General features: G+C 69.0%; 14 protein-coding genes. 9 read left to right on the top strand and 5 right to left on the bottom strand.

Annotated elements, in window-relative coordinates:
* The first annotated feature begins 80 nt into the window (after window positions 1-80).
* Genes cysK through HUA74_RS10815 form a run of 4 tightly spaced genes read left to right on the top strand, consistent with a single transcriptional unit; the run spans window position 81 to window position 3,621 of the window.
* Window positions 81-1,049: a cysteine synthase A gene (cysK, locus tag HUA74_RS10830; protein WP_174454502.1), complete on the top strand. Its 969-nt coding sequence runs from the start codon at window positions 81-83 to the stop codon at window positions 1,047-1,049.
* Window positions 1,046-2,047 (top strand): methionine ABC transporter ATP-binding protein, encoded by a 1,002-nt coding sequence (locus HUA74_RS10825; RefSeq protein ID WP_174454501.1) that lies wholly within the window; start codon window positions 1,046-1,048, stop codon window positions 2,045-2,047. The genes cysK and HUA74_RS10825 overlap by 4 nt, the downstream gene beginning before the upstream one ends.
* Window positions 2,037-2,717 (top strand): methionine ABC transporter permease, encoded by a 681-nt coding sequence (locus HUA74_RS10820; protein ID WP_174454500.1) that lies wholly within the window; start codon window positions 2,037-2,039, stop codon window positions 2,715-2,717. Before HUA74_RS10825 ends, HUA74_RS10820 begins: the two co-directional genes overlap by 11 nt.
* Window positions 2,718-2,772: 55 nt before the next feature.
* Window positions 2,773-3,621, top strand: coding sequence for a MetQ/NlpA family ABC transporter substrate-binding protein (locus HUA74_RS10815; protein ID WP_174454499.1), 849 nt, complete (start codon window positions 2,773-2,775; stop codon window positions 3,619-3,621).
* Between the two features lie 90 nt (window positions 3,622-3,711).
* On the opposite strand, the gene HUA74_RS10810 is transcribed toward HUA74_RS10815, so the two are convergent.
* Together HUA74_RS10810 and HUA74_RS10805 are read right to left on the bottom strand one after the other, a co-directional pair.
* On the bottom strand, window positions 3,712-5,136 hold the full coding sequence (locus HUA74_RS10810) for a sigma-54 dependent transcriptional regulator (protein ID WP_174454498.1): 1,425 nt from the start codon (window positions 5,134-5,136) through the stop codon (window positions 3,712-3,714).
* Window positions 5,133-6,593 carry an ATP-binding protein gene (locus tag HUA74_RS10805; RefSeq protein WP_141644698.1) on the bottom strand — a complete coding sequence of 487 codons (1,461 nt, stop codon included), beginning with the start codon at window positions 6,591-6,593 and terminating at the stop codon, window positions 5,133-5,135. Before HUA74_RS10805 ends, HUA74_RS10810 begins: the two co-directional genes overlap by 4 nt.
* 158 nt (window positions 6,594-6,751) lie before the next feature.
* On the opposite strand from HUA74_RS10805, the gene HUA74_RS10800 reads away from it, so the two are divergent.
* The gene (locus tag HUA74_RS10800) at window positions 6,752-6,955 is read left to right on the top strand and encodes a hypothetical protein (protein WP_174454497.1); all 204 of its coding nucleotides are present in this window, start codon (window positions 6,752-6,754) and stop codon (window positions 6,953-6,955) included.
* 143 nt (window positions 6,956-7,098) lie between these two features.
* Here HUA74_RS10800 and HUA74_RS10795 read toward each other — a convergent pair whose 3' ends face one another.
* Window positions 7,099-7,242: a hypothetical protein gene (locus HUA74_RS10795; protein WP_174454496.1), complete on the bottom strand. Its 144-nt coding sequence runs from the start codon at window positions 7,240-7,242 to the stop codon at window positions 7,099-7,101.
* Between the two features lie 609 nt (window positions 7,243-7,851).
* Window positions 7,852-8,811, bottom strand: a complete 960-nt coding sequence (locus HUA74_RS10790; RefSeq protein WP_174454495.1) for an alpha/beta fold hydrolase — start codon at window positions 8,809-8,811, stop codon at window positions 7,852-7,854.
* Between the two features lie 96 nt (window positions 8,812-8,907).
* Between HUA74_RS10790 and HUA74_RS10785 the strand changes: the two genes are divergently transcribed.
* Both HUA74_RS10785 and HUA74_RS10780 read left to right on the top strand, forming a co-directional pair.
* Window positions 8,908-9,843 (top strand): MBL fold metallo-hydrolase, encoded by a 936-nt coding sequence (locus HUA74_RS10785; RefSeq protein ID WP_174454494.1) that lies wholly within the window; start codon window positions 8,908-8,910, stop codon window positions 9,841-9,843.
* A 31-nt stretch (window positions 9,844-9,874) separates the two neighbouring features.
* Window positions 9,875-11,638 carry a M14 family zinc carboxypeptidase gene (locus HUA74_RS10780; protein WP_174454493.1) on the top strand — a complete coding sequence of 588 codons (1,764 nt, stop codon included), beginning with the start codon at window positions 9,875-9,877 and terminating at the stop codon, window positions 11,636-11,638.
* Window positions 11,639-11,841: 203 nt separating this feature from the next.
* Here the strand turns inward: HUA74_RS10780 and cglD are convergent, their stop codons facing one another.
* Window positions 11,842-15,219: an adventurous gliding motility lipoprotein CglD gene (gene cglD, locus HUA74_RS10775; RefSeq protein WP_174454843.1), complete on the bottom strand. Its 3,378-nt coding sequence runs from the start codon at window positions 15,217-15,219 to the stop codon at window positions 11,842-11,844.
* A gap of 218 nt (window positions 15,220-15,437) precedes the next feature.
* Between cglD and HUA74_RS10770 the strand changes: the two genes are divergently transcribed.
* Both HUA74_RS10770 and HUA74_RS10765 read left to right on the top strand, forming a co-directional pair.
* Complete coding sequence (locus tag HUA74_RS10770; protein WP_174454492.1) at window positions 15,438-16,226, top strand: TIGR02266 family protein; 789 nt, start codon at window positions 15,438-15,440, stop codon at window positions 16,224-16,226.
* A 3-nt stretch (window positions 16,227-16,229) separates the two neighbouring features.
* Window positions 16,230-17,159 (top strand): serine/threonine-protein kinase, encoded by a 930-nt coding sequence (locus HUA74_RS10765; protein ID WP_141644692.1) that lies wholly within the window; start codon window positions 16,230-16,232, stop codon window positions 17,157-17,159.
* Window positions 17,160-17,165 lie beyond the last annotated feature (6 nt).

The following is a 17,165-nucleotide window of genomic DNA, read 5'->3' as shown; positions in this document are numbered from 1 at the left end:
AAACCTGGAGACGGGCCGTTCCATTTTCCCCACACGCCGGGGCGCTGCATCGAAGTCCCGGCCCCAACCCCGAGACGCGGATGCCCAACAACATCTACCCCGACGTGACGCAGCTCATTGGCCGCACGCCCATCATCCGCCTGTCGCGCGTCGGAGGCCCTGACGCGGCCACGCTGCTGGCGAAAGTCGAGTCCTTCAATCCCGGTGGCAGCGTGAAGGACCGCATCGGTCTGGCGATGATTGAGGACGCGGAGAACAAGGGCCGCCTGCGTCCGGGCATGACGATTGTCGAGCCCACCAGCGGCAACACCGGCGTGGCCCTGGCCATGGTCGCCGCGGTGAAGGGCTACCGCATCATCCTCACCATGCCGGAGAGCATGAGCGTGGAGCGCCGCCGCATCCTGGAGGCCTATGGCGCGGAGCTGGTGCTGACGCCCGCGGCCAAGGGAATGAACGGCGCCGTCGAGGCGGCCGACGAGCTCATCAAGGAGCTGGGCGACAAGGGCTTCATGCCGCAGCAGTTCCGCAACCCGTCCAACCCGGAGATTCACCGGCGCACCACGGCGAAGGAGATTCTCGGAGACCTGGACGTGCGCAAGCTCGACGCCTTCGTGGCGGGCATCGGCACGGGCGGCACGATTACGGGCGCGGGCAGCGTGCTCAAGAAGGAGAACCCGTCCCTGCAGGTCATCGCCGTGGAGCCGCTGCGCTCGCCCCTGCTCACCCAGGGCAAGGCGGGGCCGCATCGCATCCAGGGCATTGGCGCCAACTTCGTGCCGGAGGTGCTGGACCGCTCCGTCTGTGACGAGGTCATCGACGTCGCGGATGTCGACGCGTACCTCGCCGCGCGGGAACTGGCGAGCCGGGAGGGTCTGCTCGTGGGCATCTCCAGTGGCGCGGCGCTGCACGCGGCCCGGCAGGTGGCGCGGCGACTGGGCCCCGGCAAGACGGTGCTCACCGTGCTGCCCGACACCGGTGAGCGGTACTGGAGTTCGTTCGCGGCGTTCGCCGAAGAGCTGGCGAACACACCGCAGGGAGTCGGTGGATGATTGAGCTGCGCGGTATCAGCAAGGTGTACAGGCAGGGCGGGCGCGAGGTGTCGGCGCTCCAGGACGTGTCGCTGCGGGTGGACCCAGGAGAAGTGTTCGGCGTGCTCGGGCAGAGCGGCGCCGGCAAGTCCACGCTCATCCGCTGCGTCAACCTCCTGGAGCGTCCCACCCAGGGCCGCGTGCGGGTGAATGGGAAGGAGCTGCTGTCGCTGAATCCCGATGAGCTGCGTCTGGCGCGGCAGGGCATCGGGATGATCTTCCAGCACTTCAACCTGTTCTCCTCGCAGACGGTGGCGGCCAACGTCGCGTATCCGCTGGAGGTGGCGGGGCTGCCACGCGAGCAGATTCGCGCGCGCGTCGCGGAGCTGCTCTCGCTGGTGGGCCTGTCGGACAAGGCGGACACCTACCCGGCGCGGTTGTCGGGTGGGCAGAAGCAGCGGGTGGGCATTGCCCGCGCCCTGGCGCCGCGTCCTCGCATCTTGCTGTCCGACGAGGCGACGTCGTCGTTGGACCCGGAGACGACGCGCTCGGTGCTGGCGTTGCTCCGGGATTTGAACCGACAGCTCGGCCTCACCATCCTGCTCATCACCCATCAGATGGAGGTGGTGAAGGCCATCTGCGACTCGGTGGCCGTGCTGGAGCAGGGACGGCTCGTGGAGCAAGGCAAGGTGGTGGAGCTGCTCTCCCGTCCGGGCTCGCATCTGCATGGGCTGTGCTACCCACCCTTCACGACGGGCGAGAGCGCCGTCCTTCGGGGCGGTCAGCGCGTGGAGCTGTCACTGTCGGGCGAGCACTCCACGCGTCCCATCCTCTCCACCCTGGCGCGTCGCTTCGACGTGGACGCGCATCTGCTGGAGGGCTCGCTGGAGCGCGTGGGCGAGGCGCGCGTGGGGCGGCTGCTCTTCGAGCTCACGGGTGCTCCGGACGCGGTGAGCCAGGCCCTGGCGTTCCTGCGCGAGCAGGGTTTGACGTCGGAGGAGGCGGCCCATGCCTGGTGAGCTGACGCATTCGCTGTGGGTGGCCACGCTGGAGACGCTCTACATGACGTCGGTGGCCACGGTGTTGGTGGTGCTCGCGGGGCTGCCCCTGGGCGTGCTGCTGGTGCTGACGGACCGGGGCGGACTGTGGGAGCGCCCGGCGCTGCACCGCGTGCTGGGCACGCTCGTCAACGTGGGGCGCTCGGTGCCCTTCATCATCTTGATGGTGGCCATCGTCCCCCTGACTCGCCTGCTGGTGGGCACCACGATTGGCACCACCGCCGCCATCGTTCCGCTGGTCGTCGCGGCGATTCCCTTCATGGGGCGCGTGGTGGAGCAGGGGCTGCGCGAGGTGGACTCCGGCTTGGTGGAGGCCGCCATCGCCATGGGCTCCACCCACCGGCGCGTCATCTTCCGCGTCCTGATTCCCGAGGCCCTGCCATCTCTCGTGCGCGGTACCGCGCTCGTGGTTATCAGCCTGCTCGGCTACAGCGCCATGGCGGGAGCCGTGGGCGGAGGTGGGCTGGGAGACCTCGCGGTGAAGTACGGGTACATGCGCTTCCGCACCGACGTCATGTTGGGCTGCCTCGCCGTGTTGCTGGCGCTGGTGCAGCTCGTGCAGTGGCTTGGGGATGGCGTGGCTTCGCGCTTCGACCACACCTCGCCCCACTCCCGCCGCGCGCACGACTGAAATATCCCCCCGGTCACGCTGTTGCCCGCGGCCTCTCCTCCGGAATCCACACCCCATGAAGCCACCTGCATCATTTTTCATCATCCCCCTGGCCTTCGCCGCCGTCTCCATTGCGCTGCTCGTGGGAACGGGCTGCAAGAAGTCGGAGGCTCCCGCCATCGGCGAGGCGCCCGGAGTGCCCACGCTGAGAATCGGCGTCAACCCGGTGCCGCATGGCGAGATTCTTCGCGCCGCGGTACCCGTGGCCCTGCGTGACGGCGTGCGCATCGAGGTGGTGGAGTTCACCGACTACGTGCAGCCCAACGTGGCCCTGGCGGATGGACAGCTCGACGCCAACTACTTCCAGCATGTGCCGTATCTGGAGCGCTTCTCCGCGGACCGTCAGCTCTCCCTGCGCAGCGCGGGCGCGGTGCACCTGGAGCCGCTGGCGCTGTACTCGACGAAGTTCCGTCAGCTCGCGGAGTTGCCCGAGGGCGCGCAGGTGACGATTCCGTCAGACCCGAGCAACGCGTCTCGCGCGCTGCATCTGCTCGCGGACCAGGGCCTGTTGCGGCTGAAGGAGGGCGCGGGCGCCGTCGCCACGGTGCAGGACGTGGTGGGCAACCCTCGCAAGCTGGAGCTGCGGGAGATCGACGCCGAGCAGCAGCCGCGCACGCTGGAGGACGTGGCCGCCGCCGTCATCAACGGCAACTACTTCCTGGAGGCGCAGAAGCACCTGAAGCTGGACGCGAAGGTGCTGGCTCGCGAGTCCTCCACGCGCAATCCCTATGCGAATGTGCTCGTCGTCCGGAAGGGCGACGAGTCCCGCCCCGAGGTCCGGGTGCTGCTCAAGGCGCTTCAGTCCGGAGAGGTGCGCCGCTTCATCGAGTCCCAGTACGGCGGCGCGGTGGTTCCGGCGTTCTGAGTCGCGCGGTTCGCCGCGCAGGGCGCTTCAGGCGGAGAGCAGTGCCGCATCCCGCGGAGGCCTGGTGGTACCGGCGTTCTGAGACGCTCGTCACTCGGAGCGCTTGAAGTCCTCCGAGCGCACTCCGTAGCGCTTGAGCAACCGGTGGAGGCTCTCGCGCTCCATTCCGGCGCGTTCGGCGGCGTGGGTGACGTTGCCGCTGAACTCCTGCATCAGCGCGGTGAGGTACTCGCGGGACACCGTGTCTCGGGCGCCGTCCACCGCTTCGCGGTAGGGCAGCTTCGCCAGGGATTCGGCGGTGGCCCTCACTCCCGGAGCCGTGGCGCCCGAGGTGACACCGCGTGACGTGGCCACCTCGGGAGGGAGGTCCTCTGGGGTGATGCGCGTACCTCGGGCCACGGCCACGGCTCGCGCCACGGCGTTCTCGAGCTGTCGCACGTTGCCAGGCCAGTCGTAGGACGCGAGCGCGCGCAGGGCCTCGGCGGTGAAGCTCTCCACTTCAGACCGTCCCGCGCCAGACAGGAAATGCATCGCGAGCAATGGGACGTCCTCACGTCGCTCTCGCAGCGCGGGCAGTCGCACCGTCACCACGTTGAGGCGATAGTAGAGATCCTCGCGGAAGCGACCGGCGGCCACCTCGGCGGACAAGTCACGGTGCGTGGCGGCCACCACGCGGACGTCCACCTTCACCGGCACGGTGGTGCCCACGCGCCGGACTTCCTTCTCCTGGAGGGCCCGGTTGAGCTTCACCTGCACGGGCAGCGGCAGGTCTCCAATCTCGTCGAGGAAGAGCGTGCCGCCGTGGGCCTCCTCGAAGAGTCCGGGCTTCGCCACCGTGGCGCCCGTGAAGGCGCCCTTCGCGTGGCCGAACAGCTCGCTCTCCACCAACTCCGCGGGGAGCGCGCCACAGTTCACCGCCACGAAGGGCTTCGCGGCGCGAGGGCTCTCCTTGTGGACGGCCCTCGCGGCCAGCTCCTTGCCCGTGCCTGTCTCGCCTGTGAGCAGGACGGTGAGGTCTCTCGCCGCGACCTGGGAGAGCAGGCCGTGCAGGGCGTGCATCGCCGCGCTTCCGCCCAGCAACCCGTGGAGCTCGGGGGCCGACGCGAGCCGGGCTTTCAGTCCCGCGGCCTCTCGGCCCTGGCGTCGCTTCTCCAACGCACGTGCCACGACGAGCGCGACCTCGTCGGGGTCGAACGGCTTGGAGAGGTAGTCGTAGGCGCCTTCCTTGATGGCCTCGACGGCCTTGGGGATGCTGGCGAACGCGGTGACGAGAATCACCTCCGTGTCGGGCGCGCGGCGCTTCACTTCGCGCAGCACCGCGAAGCCGTCAGCGCCGGGCATCTGGATGTCCGTCACCACCACGTCGAAGTCGCGCGAGGCCAGCAGCGACATGGCCTGCTCGCCATCGGCGGCCTCCGTCACGGCGTAGGCGTCTCCGAGGATGCGGGAGAACAGCTTGCGCATGTTCTCCTTGTCGTCGACCACCAGGACGCCGGGTTGGGTTGGAGTGCTCATGCCATGGCCTCCCGCTCCGCCGACGCGGGGGGCAGGCGCAGCGTGAAGCGCGCGCCTCCCAGCGGGCCCGTGTCCGCCTCGATGCGTCCGCCGTGTGCCTCCGCGATGGCCTGACTCACGGCGAGCCCCAGGCCCGTGCCCGTGGACTTGGTGGTGAAGAAGGGCTCGAAGAGGCGGCGGCGGTCCTCGGGCTTCACACCGGGGCCGGAGTCGGAGACGGAGACGCTCGCGCCGCCGTCCTTCGCGGGCGCGATTCGGACCTCGACGGTGCCACCGGTTCCGGCGGCCTCGGCGGCGTTCTTCACCAGGTTGAGGAGAATCTGGCGCAGCCGCGACGGCTGGGCCCACGCGCTCGCCGAGCCCTCCACGCGCACGTCCACTTGTCCGAGTCTCTCTGCTTCGCGCAGCCTCGCCACCACGTCCTCACACGTCTCGCGCAGGGGGACTATTTCCACCGGGCCCTGGCCCGGGCGGGAGAGGTCGAGGAGCCCTTCGACAATCTGCTGGCAGCGCACGGCCTCCTCCTCCACCACTTTCAGGTCTTCCGCCAGGGCACCCTCCGCCTTGCGTTGGAGGATGCGCACATAGCCGAGGATGACGCCGAGCGGGTTGTTGATTTCGTGGGCGACGCCCGCCGCCAGTCGGCCGACGCTGGCGAGCTTCTCGTGTTGAACGAGCTGGGCCTGGTGCGTGCGCAGGGCATCGGTCATCCGGTTGAACTGCGCGGCGAGTCGGCCGAGTTCTCCCGGGTCGTCCTCGGGGATGCGCGTGTCCAGGTCGCCCTGGGCGAGTCGAGCAGCGCCTTCGGACAGTCGAGCCACGGGGCGGGCCACGGAGTTGCCGATGTAGATGCCCACGCCCACGGCGAACAGCGTCGCGCCTCCGAGGAAGAGCAGGGCCCAGCGGAAGCTGGTGTGCTCGACGGCGGCGACGTGTTCCTCGAACGAGCCGATGGAAGTGTCGAAGCGGCGCGCCAGGGCCTCGGCGCGGGCCTGGATGAGGGAGACGCGCTCCAGGGCGCGGCCGTGGGCGGTGGTGACGGCGGCGTGGTCCTTCGCCAGCACGGCGGGCAGGAGTGTCTCGCGATACAGCCGGTCCAGCGCGTCACCGTTCTCCTGGATGTCCGCCACCCAGGCGCGCTCCTCGGCGTCCTGAGCCTGCTCTCGGAGCCGGCGGGTGAGCGTCTCGACGCGTGCTCGCGACTCCTCGTGGAAGTGAACGTGGCTGGCGTTGCCGAGGATGATGGTGTGGGCCAGATGCGCGTACTGGTCTCGTACGGCGGTGGCCAGCTCGAGTGCCTCGCGGACCCGGCCGCCGGCCTCACGCAGCTCGTGCGAGGCGTCGTGGATGTCCGCCAGCCGAGCAAGCGCGAAGCCCGATGCGGCGGTGAACAGCGCCACCAGAGCACCGAAGGCGAGCAGCAGCTTGCGAGTCGTGGAGCCGGAGGTGGGAAGCATCGCGCTCTATATAAGGGAGTGCGGGGCTATGTGGGTGAGCGATGTCGGCGCGTGCACAGTCTCACTCGCCCCATCAACCAGGTTGTCTCCGCGACTTCCTACCTTCGGTAGAATGCCTGTGTCGTTTCCTCTGTCGGGGGGACACAGCGATGCCGTGGATGACCTTCTGGGTCTGTGCGCTGTCCTGCGCCGTCATGGGCTGCCCCGAGGTGCACCGGCGTGACGGCCTCGTGGACCGGGCCGCGCATCAGGATGCCTTGGAGAGCATTCCCACGAAATGCTCGGTGGACGATTACACGCGCTATTGCGACGGCGGCCGCGAGCAAAGCGAAACGTGCATCCAAAGGTGCGGCGAGCAATGAACGTGCGAACGATGCTGGGGGCAGGCATCGCGTTGTTGATACCGCTACCCCTTGTCCTCACGACGAGCAGCCTCCTGCAACCGAACCTTCCCGAGTACGTCAGAGGCCGGCAAGTCAGTCCTGTATTCACGCCAGAAGAACGCTCACGGTTCCAGACCTACCATCGAAACTGCGGCACACGCGTTGGGTGCGATCCACCACTGGGTTGCCTCTTCGATGCGCGCGCTCGCGCGCTCTATTGCGCGGACAGCCAGTGCTTCACCGATGCGCAGTGCCCAGATGGCCATGTCTGTCGACTCCTCGCCACCGCGAGACAAGACCCCGTGGTGCGCTATTGCGTGCCCGTGGGCATTCGCAAGGAAGGCGAGCGATGCGTGGAGATCTCCGACACCCAGGAAGGCGCCTGCGGCCCCGGACTGCATTGCTCCAGCGCAGGAAGCTTCTGCGGACGACCGTGCAGTCTGGATGACGCCAACACCTGTCCGCCTCAGTTCTTCTGTGTGGACGACTACCCAGAACCGCTCTGCCTCCCCACCTGCGAGAAGAGCGGCTGCCCAGCGGGACAGCACTGCATCCGCCACGAAGAAGGCGCCTCCGCGTGCGCCAGGGTGTTCGGCCCACAGTGCCAACAAACCCCCTGCCCTTCGGGCCAGACGTGCGAGTTCATCCACGCGTCCCATCTACCCGACCGCATCTGGTCCGAGTGCGAGCTGCGCTGTGGCAAGGACTTCCCACCCTGCCTCGACGGCCGCGTCTGTGACGGATGGGCCTGCGAGCAGCCCTGCGACCCCAAGGGCCCCAACACCTGTGACGACGGATACCGCTGCTTCCAGCGCCGTCCCTCCAGTCCCTGGGTCTGTCACCCCGACTGGTGACAGACCCGCCCCACCGCGACGTCACGCGGGCAGCGACTTCAAGAACGACAACAACGCGGCGTTGACCTCCGCGGGACGCTCCTGCTGAACCCAGTGCCCCGCTCCAGGAACAACGAGCACGTCCTTCAGATTCGGCACCAGCGGCTTCATCACCTCCACCGGCGCCAGCGCGCGCCCCGGGTCCTTCTCTCCCGTGATGAACAACGCGGGCTGCTCGATTCGCACCGTCGCCAGCTCGGGCAGCTCCTCCCAGTCCCGGTCCATGTTGCGATAACGGTTCAACCCACCCCGGAACCCACTGCCCTCGAACTCCTTCACGAAGTACGCGACATCCTCCTCCGTGAGCCAGGCGGGCAAGGTCGCGGGCGTCTCGATGCCCGTGAGAAACCCGTCCCCCTGCTTCCTCGCGCGCACCAACTCCGACTTCGTGTCGAAGCCCGCGACGGAGCCCGCCAGAACAGTGCGCACCGTCCGCGGCACATCCGCCTCCAGCTCCGCCTCCGCGACACCCGGCTGCTGGAAGTACTGGATGTAGAACCACTTCTCACCGAACACGGCCTTGAAGAGCTGCGTGGGCGGCATCGGCGTACGCCCCAGATGCGGAACACTCATGCCGACAACGGCCCTGAAGCGGTCCGGATGAAGCGCGGCACAGGTCCACGCCATCGCCGCGCCCCAGTCGTGCCCCACCACCACCGCCGTCTTCTCCCCGAGCGCATCCAGCAGCCCCACGAAGTCCGCCACCAGGTTCCGCATGCTGTACGCCTCGACGGGCCCCGGCTTGTCACTGCGCCCATAACCTCGAACGTCCGGCGCGACGACGTGGTAGCCGGCGGCGGCGAGCACCGGAAGCTGATGCCGCCACGAGTACCAGGACTCCGGCCACCCATGGAGCAACAGCACGAGTGGCCCCTTCCCCGCCTCCGCGACATGAAGGCGAATCCCGTTCGTCTCGAGCATGCGATGTGTGATGTCGACCATGGTAGGGGCTCCATTCCCCTTGCGAACCGCACCGTCCCGCGAGCATGACAGACGCTCGGAGCTCCGCGCTCCGGTGTCCTTCGAGGAGCACGCATCATGGCCTTGCGCTTCAAGAACCTGGACGGCAGCGGCCCTCAGCCGTTCAGCAGCGTCTTCAAATGGGCAGTGGCCGACAAGCTCTCCGGCCGCCGCCGCAAGTCGCCCGACCATGCACCCGTCCCTCGCGTGGAGCCGGACCTCGCCCTGCTCGCCACACCGCCCGCCCCCGGCGAGGGCGCGCGCCTCACATGGCTGGGCCACGCAAGCTGGCTCGTCCAGCTCGACGGCCTCTCCCTTCTCATCGACCCCGTGCTGCGCGACGCCATCAACGTCGTCATCCGCCGCAACGTCCCGCCCGGCGTCCCCGTCGACAAGCTGCCTCCCATCGCCGCGAGCCTCGTCTCCCACAACCATTACGACCACCTGGACCTGCCCACGCTCACCGACGTGGGCGCTCCCATCGTCACGGGCCTGGGACAGTCCCCCGTGTTCCGGGGCGGCAAGCTCGCCGTCACCGAACTGGACTGGTGGCAATCCACCCAGGTGGGCCCCGTCACCGTCCACTACGTCCCCTCGCAACACTGGAGCCGACGCGGCCTCAACGACGCCAACGAGATGCTCTGGGGCGGCTTCGTCGTCGAGGGCTCCAGCGCCCGCGTCTACCACTCCGGTGACACCGCCTGGTTCGATGGCTTCCAGGAAATCGGCCGCCGCTTTCCCAAGCTCGACGCCGCCCTGCTCCCCATTGGCGCGTATGACCCGGAGTGGTTCATGAGCCGCCAGCACATGAACCCCGAAGAGGCCGTCCGCGCCTTCGAGGCACTCGGAGCCCGGGAGTTCCTCGCCATGCACTGGGGCACGTTCAAGCTCACCGACGAGCCGCTCGACGAACCGCCCCGCCGCCTGGACGCCGAGTGGAACCGCCGAGGCTGGCCGCACGAGCACGTCCACGTCCTACCGGTGGGTGGAACGCTCACCGTGCGAGGCGGTTGAAACCCACGGGAGCCTGTGTTGTGGGTTGGCCATGCTCCTCGCCACCGCCCTCTCCCTGGCGCTCGCCCAGGCTCCACCGCCTCTCACCACCGTGTCCGAGCAGAGCGGCTGGACACGCACCGGCCGCTACCCCGAGGTGGAGTCGCTCTGCCGCGCCTTCCCCAAGGCCTACCCCGGCAAGGTGCGCTGCGACACGTTCGGCACCACGCCCGAGGGCCGGCCCATGCTCGCCCTCGTCGCCAGCGCCGACGGCACGCTCACCCCCGCCGCCAACTCGAAGAAGAATCGCCCCGTCGTCTTCTTCCAGGGCGGCATCCACGCCGGCGAAATCGACGGCAAGGACGCCGGCTTCGCGCTCTTGCGAGACATCCTCTCCGGCAAGACGCTGCCGGGTGTCCTCAAGGGCGTCACCGCCGTCTTCGTCCCCGTCTTCAACGTCGACGGCCACGAGCGCTTCGGTCACAACAACCGCCCCAACCAGGTGGGCCCCGAGGAGATGGGCTGGCGCGTCACCTCGCAGAACCTCAACCTCAACCGCGACTACGCCAAGGCGGAGAGCCCGGAGATGGTGGCCCTGCTGCGCTACCTCCACTCCTGGGACGCGCTCGTCTACGCGGACCTGCACGTCACCGACGGCGCCAAGTTCGAGCCCGACGTCGCCGTCGGCATCGAGCCGCAGAAGTCCGGCCCGGAGAGCCTGCGCCCCCTCGGCGTGAAGCTGCGCCAGGAGCTGTTCCAGGAACTGGAGACGCAAGGCCACCAGCCCCTGGAGTTCTACCCCTCGTTCCTCCAGGACGATGACCCGACGTCCGGCTTCGCCTACGGCGTGCCGCCCCCGCGCTTCAGCCACGCCTACGCCGCCGCGTACCACCGGTTCGGCGTGCTCGTGGAGACGCACTCGTGGAAGCCCTATGCCGAGCGCGTGAAGGCCACGCGCGACGTCGTCGCGGGCCTCCTGCGCCTCGTCGCCCGCGATGGCGCCGGGATGATGAGCGCCGTGAAGGCGGCCGACGCGGAGGCCCAGTCCGGCAAGGTGCGCGACGTCGTCGTCGCGTGGAAGAACACGCCGCAGAGCCACCCCATCGCCTTCCGAGGCTACGCCTATGAGCGCGGCGCCTCCGACGTCTCCGGGCAGACGTGGATTCGCTACGACGACTCCAAGCCGCAGGTGTGGACCGTGCCGTACTTCGACAAGGTGGAGCCCGCCCTCACCGTCTCCATCCCCTCGGGCGGCTACCTGGTGCCGCCGTCCCATGCCGCCTGGGTGGCCCAGAAGCTCACCACCCACGGCCTGCGCTTCCAGCGCCTGTCCCGCCCGACGCCCGCCACCGACGTGGAGGTGTTCCGCGCCACCGAGGCGAAGTGGAGTCCCCAGTCCAACGAGGGCCGTCAGACGCTGTCTGTGAAGGGCGCGTGGGAGAAGCAGACGCAGTCACTTTCCGCCGGCGCGCTGTACGTCCCCACCGCGCAGCCGGGTGTGGAGATGGTGGCCCACCTGCTGGAGCCCTCCGCGCCGGACTCGCTCCTGGCGTGGGGCTTCTTCAACGCCCACTTCGAGCAGAAGGAATACATCGAGGACTACGTGCTGGAGCCCTTCGCGCGGGAGCTGCTCGCCAGGGACGCCACCGTGAAGGCCGAGTGGGACGCGAAGCTCAAGGACCCCGCCTTCGCCAAGGACCCGCGCGCGCGTCTGCGGTTCTTCTACGAGCGCCACCCCGCTCGCGACACCCAGCACCGCGTCTACCCCATCCTCCGCACGGCCACCGCGCCCACGGGCCTCACCGCGGGCCGGTAGCGCGTCACCACCGCTGAGTCCCCAGAAACACGAAGGCCCCGGAGGCACGTCGCCACCGGGGCCTTCTTCATGTCCTGAGCCGGGTCCCAGACGCCCGGCGACGTTTCGTCACCAGGCCCCTGGCTTCCTCGGACCCAGACAGCTTCCGAGGAAGCACTCCGCCACGCCGGCCCTCGAGTGAAGGCCGGTGCTTCACGTCACCGTCAGCCGATGACGCCTTCGCAGGCGCAGGTGCTCGGGTTGCACGCCGTGTTCGACGGGCAGCCACCGCAGTCCGCCTTGCAAGCGCAGGAGCACGAGGCCGCGTCCGGCTGCGTCGTGGAGCCGCAGCTCAGCGACGAGGTGTCACACGCACAGGCGCACACGCTCGGGTCGAACTTGTAGCCCGCCGCGCACGTGGCCGTCTGGACGCACGAGCACGCGCAGGTCGCCGAGTTGCACGACTCATACGTGCCGCACGTGCCACCGCAATCCGAAGCGCACGTGTAGGCGCACACCGCCGGGTCCGTGTTGCAGACCTGGCCCGGAGCGCCGACACCACCGCAGTCCGACGGGCACTCGCACTTGTCCGTGGTGCGGTTGCAGGAGAGCTTGCCGTCGCAGTAGTCCGCCTCCGTCGCGTCGTAATACGGGTCCGTCTTGCAAGGAGGCGGCACGCCGTTGGCGTTCGTCGTCCGGTCGCTCCAGTAGCGGTAGGACACCGCCGCCTGCGTGTTGTCCGCCTGCGGCCGGCAGCCGCCGAAGAACGACAGCGTGCGGTTGATACCATCCACGTCGAAGCCGTTGGTGCGGCTGCGCGGCAGGTCCGCCGCCGTGGGGCACGACACCGCGTCCGCCACCGTCGCCACCGACACCTTCACCGACGCGCCGATGGGCGGCTGCTGCGTGCGGTAGCCCACCGACGCGATGACGCTGTCGATGATGCCGTTGATGGTCGTGGTGATGGAGGTGGAGTTGCGGATGCTGCCCACCACGCCGCCCGTCGCCTGGATGATGTCCAGGTGCTTCGGGTCGCGGGGGTCTTCCTGGTTGTGACACCACGTCGCCGTGTTGCTGGTGGCGAACTCCGGCGGGCAGATGATGCCGTGGACCTGGATGACCTGGTTCAGCGGGTTCTTCGTCGCGGGCGTGTTGCCGGTGCTCTTGAAGTACTGCTCGAAGGTCTGAATGGAGTCCGCCGAGTAGTCATGCGTGTCCGTGAGGATGACGACCACCACCTTGGCGCCGTCGCGGATGCGCGAGTCCGAAGACGTGCCATTCGGCACGAGCGTGGTGTTGATGGCCGCTCGCACCGCTTCCATGGGCTTCTCGTCGCCCCAGCCGCTCAAACCCACCCAGCACGACTGGTTGTTCGTGCAGGTGGTGGGCGTCGTCCCCGGGGGAATGGTGAGGGTGTTGCACTGGCCGCTGGCGCAGGTGCTGTTCTGCGTCAGCCACGCACGGAACTGGTTGATGTTCCGCGTGAAGCCACGCACCACGTTGCGGTTGGCATGGTTGGTGTTGGTGGAGGTGTAGCTCGTGGTCACCATCGCCACACGCCAGTCCAGCGTGGAGTTGCCCAGCTTGTTCGCCACGGCCGTGGCCGCGTCCGCCAGCGACTGCTGCGAGCTGGCCATGGAGCCGCTGTCGTCCACCACGAAGATGAAGTCCACCACTGCCTGGCGCGAGGTGAACAGCTCGCACTGCACCGCGTCCGCGTCACCGAACTGCGCCAGCGCCGAGCCGCCCGCCGTGTCCGCCAGCGAGAAGAGGCTGCCCGCCTCGTTGTAGCGGGACGTGGGGGTGATGGCGACCACCACCAGCACGCTGTCGTTGGAGCGGTGGACGAACTGCGCCTGGATGGTGAACGGACCGGTGATGCCCGCCGAGCCCGCGAGCGAACCGGCGCTGCCTGGCACCAGCGACCGCACCAGCGAGTTGGTGCGAGCCTTCAGGTCTTCGCTGCCCGGAAGCGAGTAGCGAGCCGCGAGCGCGGCGTATCCGTCCCAGGTGTTGAAGGTCTGCGCGTAGTCACTCGTCGCGGTGTTGAACGAGGCACCGCGGATGCCCGCCTCGTCGCCCGCGGGGGTGATGGAGCCGCCCACCGCGCCACGCTTGTACGCAATCAGCGTCACCTGCTTCGTGTCGTCCCAGCCGATGACGCCCACCGTGGCGCCAGCCACCGTGATGTTGGTGATGTTCGCGTCCTTGAAGGTGGCAGGCAGCGCGAGCCGCACGTCCGCGCCGTTGTCCTCCTTGAACGTGACGGGCCGCAGGTTGTTCGCGCGGCAGGCCTGGCCCGCCGGCGTGTTGGGCGCGCCGTCCGCCGGGTTCTTCGGGTCCAGCTCGTTCGCGTCCACCTGGCCGTTCTGGTTCGCATCCTCCGCGCCGTCCGCGATGCCGTCACCGTCCGAGTCCGCCGTCGTGGGGCTCGTGGTGCTGCTCGGGTGCGCGTCGCCCGCGTAGCCGCAGTCCTTGCGCGGCGCCGCGGCGGTCGTCACACCGCGCTCCAAGCCGTCGCGCAGGCCGTCGCCGTCCGTGTCCGGGTTGGTGGGGTCCGTCTCGTTGGCGTCCACCTTGCCGTTGCCGTTGCCGTCCTCACCCAGGAAGCCATCGCGGCCCGCGCCGTCCTGCAGGCCGTCACAGTCGGTGTCCGTCAAGCGCGGGTCCGACTCGTTCGCCTCCACCTTGCCGTTCTTGTTCTCGTCCTCGACGCCGTCGTCGAGGCCGTCGCCGTCCGTGTCCGCCTTGTCCTTGTTCGTGCCGGTGGCCACTTCCACCGCGTCCGGGATGCCGTCGAAGTCCGCGTCGGGGATGGAGGCGGCGCAGTCAGCCACCTTCGGGTCCGTCTCGCCGCTGTCGCGCACGCCGTTGCGGTTGCGGTCCTCCTCGCCGTCGCTGCACGAGTCGCCGTCCGTGTCGGGCTTGAGCGGGTCCGTGCCCATGGTCCGCTCCTGACCATCCGACAGGCCGTCGCCGTCCGTGTCGCGCTTGCGCGGGTCCGTCTCGCCGGGGCTCACCGTGCCGCTGTGGTTGACGTCCTCTTCGCCGTCCTTCAGCCCGTCACCATCCGAGTCGAGGGCGTTGGGGTCCGTCTCACCCGGGTCCCTCGCGCCGTTGCGGTTGGTGTCCTCCAGGCCGTCGGGGATGCCGTCGCCGTCCGTGTCCGCCTTCACCGGCGAGGTGCGCGAGTCCGGGTCCAGGTCCGCGCGGAACGAACAGGTGGTGTTGATGCTCGAGGTGCGGCCCACTTCGACGCCGTCACGAATGCCGTCACCGTCGGTGTCACGCCGACCCGGGTCCGTCTTCAACCCGCCGGCATAGACATTGGCGAACTCTTCCGCGTCCGTGAGGCCGTCGCAGTCGGAGTCCTTGGTGGGGTTCTTGCTGTCGTCGACATCCGTGGGCACCGGACCTGGATCCGGGTCCGGGTCAGGCTCGACGCCCGCATCCTCCGGGGGCGGTGTTCCACTGTCTGGGGTCGTACCCGCATCTTCATTGCCGGGCGGAGTGGGGTCTTCGGGGTCCGACCCGCCGCAGCCAGCCAGCAACGAAGCTGACACGAGCACGCAGGCGATGAGCCGGGTGAAGGACGTACGCATCATTCGACTCCATTTCCCTGACTCCGGGGGGGTTGGGATGAGTCAGGGGGAACCTGAAGTCTATGAAGACCTGCGCCTTTTGGTCAGTGACTATTCCCCTCGGTACGAGTTCTTCGTCGCTCTTCGTATGCTCTCTGTCCAACCTCATGGACGGATTGCGGCATGACTGTTGGCGAACACTGTTCGCGGGGTGGGAAGCGTCGGTTATCGTCTCTTTCGTGCCTGTCTTCGGTCTCGCGGCATTGTGGAATAGAGGGGCTTCACCAGAACGCGCCGCGGCGGTGGTGGAGGGGCTTGGCGAACTGCTGCCCTCCGCGCAATCGATGCAGCTCGTCGTCTCCGTGCAGGCCGAGCAGGCCGGTATCGAGCTCAAGGTGGAGGCCCCGGGCTATCCGCGTGCCGCGGTGGAGCGGCTCGCCGACGAGGTGAAGCGCAGCGGCGGCACCTTCGTGGAGCTGTGGCGTCTGCCCAAGCCGGAGCGCGACGCGCTTCGCACCAGCATCTTCGCGGGAGGAAAGGCCTACGGGGGCGAGGAGCGCACCGCCGCGGCACGGGCGCTGGAGCAGCACGTGAGCGCGCTGGCCTCGCGACCCGCGGCTCCTGCTCCCTCGGCGCCACCGAGTCCCGCCGCCGTGCCCACGTCGGAGGATGATCCACGCCGCGTGCCCTCCGCGCCAACGGGCGGTCCCCAGCGCCGGGGGCGCCGGTTCGCGGTGCGGCTGGAGCTGGAGTTCCGCACCGAGCTGGACTTCGTGCGGGAGCACGCGCTGAACATCTCCAACGGCGGCCTCTTCGTGCGCACCGCGCACCGGCCTCCGCCCGACAGCGTCGTCACCGTGGACGTGAAGCTGCCCAACGGGGAGCATCTGCAGGGCGAGGCGGTGGTGGTGCACGTGTTGGATGACCCTTACAGCGGCGGCGTGGGGCTTGCGTTCCTCAGTGACGACGTCACCTTCTCCCGGACGCTCGACGGCTACCTGGCGAGCCTGGTGGGTGGGGTGAGCTGAGTCATGGACGTGGTGGAGGAGACCTGGCCGAGGGACTGTGGCCGCTTCGAGTTGCTGTCCCGCCTGGGACGCGGCGGCATGGCGGAGGTGTTCCTCGCGCGCGTGAAGCACGGCGCGCGGGCCGGAGAGCACGTGGCGCTCAAGCGCGTGCGCCCCGAGCGCGCGCACGACGACGAGGCGCACGAGCAGCTCCTGCATGAAGCGGAGCTGGCCCGGTGTCTGCGGCATCCGCACATCGTCGGCTTCGTCGAGTATGGAGAGCTGCCCGACGGGGGCTACCTCGCGCTGGAGCTGGTGGAGGGGCCGGACCTGGGGCGCGTGCTGGCGCAGTGCCGACGGCGGCGCATCGAGCTGCCCATCGACATCTCCGTGCTCATCGTCCGGCAGGTGCTGGAGGCCCTCGCGCACGCGCATCAGGCCACGAGCACCACGGGCCGTCCGCTGGGTGTCGTGCACTGCGACGTGTCCCCGCACAACGTGCTGCTGTCGCGAACTGGAGAGGTGAAGCTGGCGGACTTCGGCGTGGCTCGCTCACGGGCGGGCATGGCGCTCGACGCGCGACGCCTGGGCAAGCAGCACTACCGCTCGCCGGAGCTGCTGGCGGGCGAGGTGTCCGTGGCGGTGGACCTGTGGGCCACCGCGGTGCTGCTGTACGAACTGCTGTCGTTGGAGTCGCCCTTCCCCTCTGGCCCCGGTGAGGAGGTGGAGTCCGCCATCCGGGGGGGCCGGGTGAAGCCCGTGCGGATGCAGGTGCCAGAGGTGTCGGACGCGCTCGCGCTGGTGCTGGACCGCGCGCTGGCGCCTCACCCCTCGCAGCGCTTCGGCTCCGCGGAGCAGTTCGCGCGGGCCCTCGCCGCCCTCTCCGATGACCGTGTGGCCACGCCGCTGGCCGTGGCCGCCGTGGTGCGCGGGTTGATGGGCACGGGCGTGTGAGGCCTG

The sequence above is a fragment of the Myxococcus sp. CA051A genome (assembly GCF_013336705.1).
In the GTDB taxonomy this organism is placed as follows: Bacteria; Myxococcota; Myxococcia; order Myxococcales; family Myxococcaceae; genus Myxococcus; species Myxococcus llanfairpwllgwyngyllgogerychwyrndrobwllllantysiliogogogochensis.
This window is presented reverse-complemented; position numbering and strand designations above follow the sequence as displayed.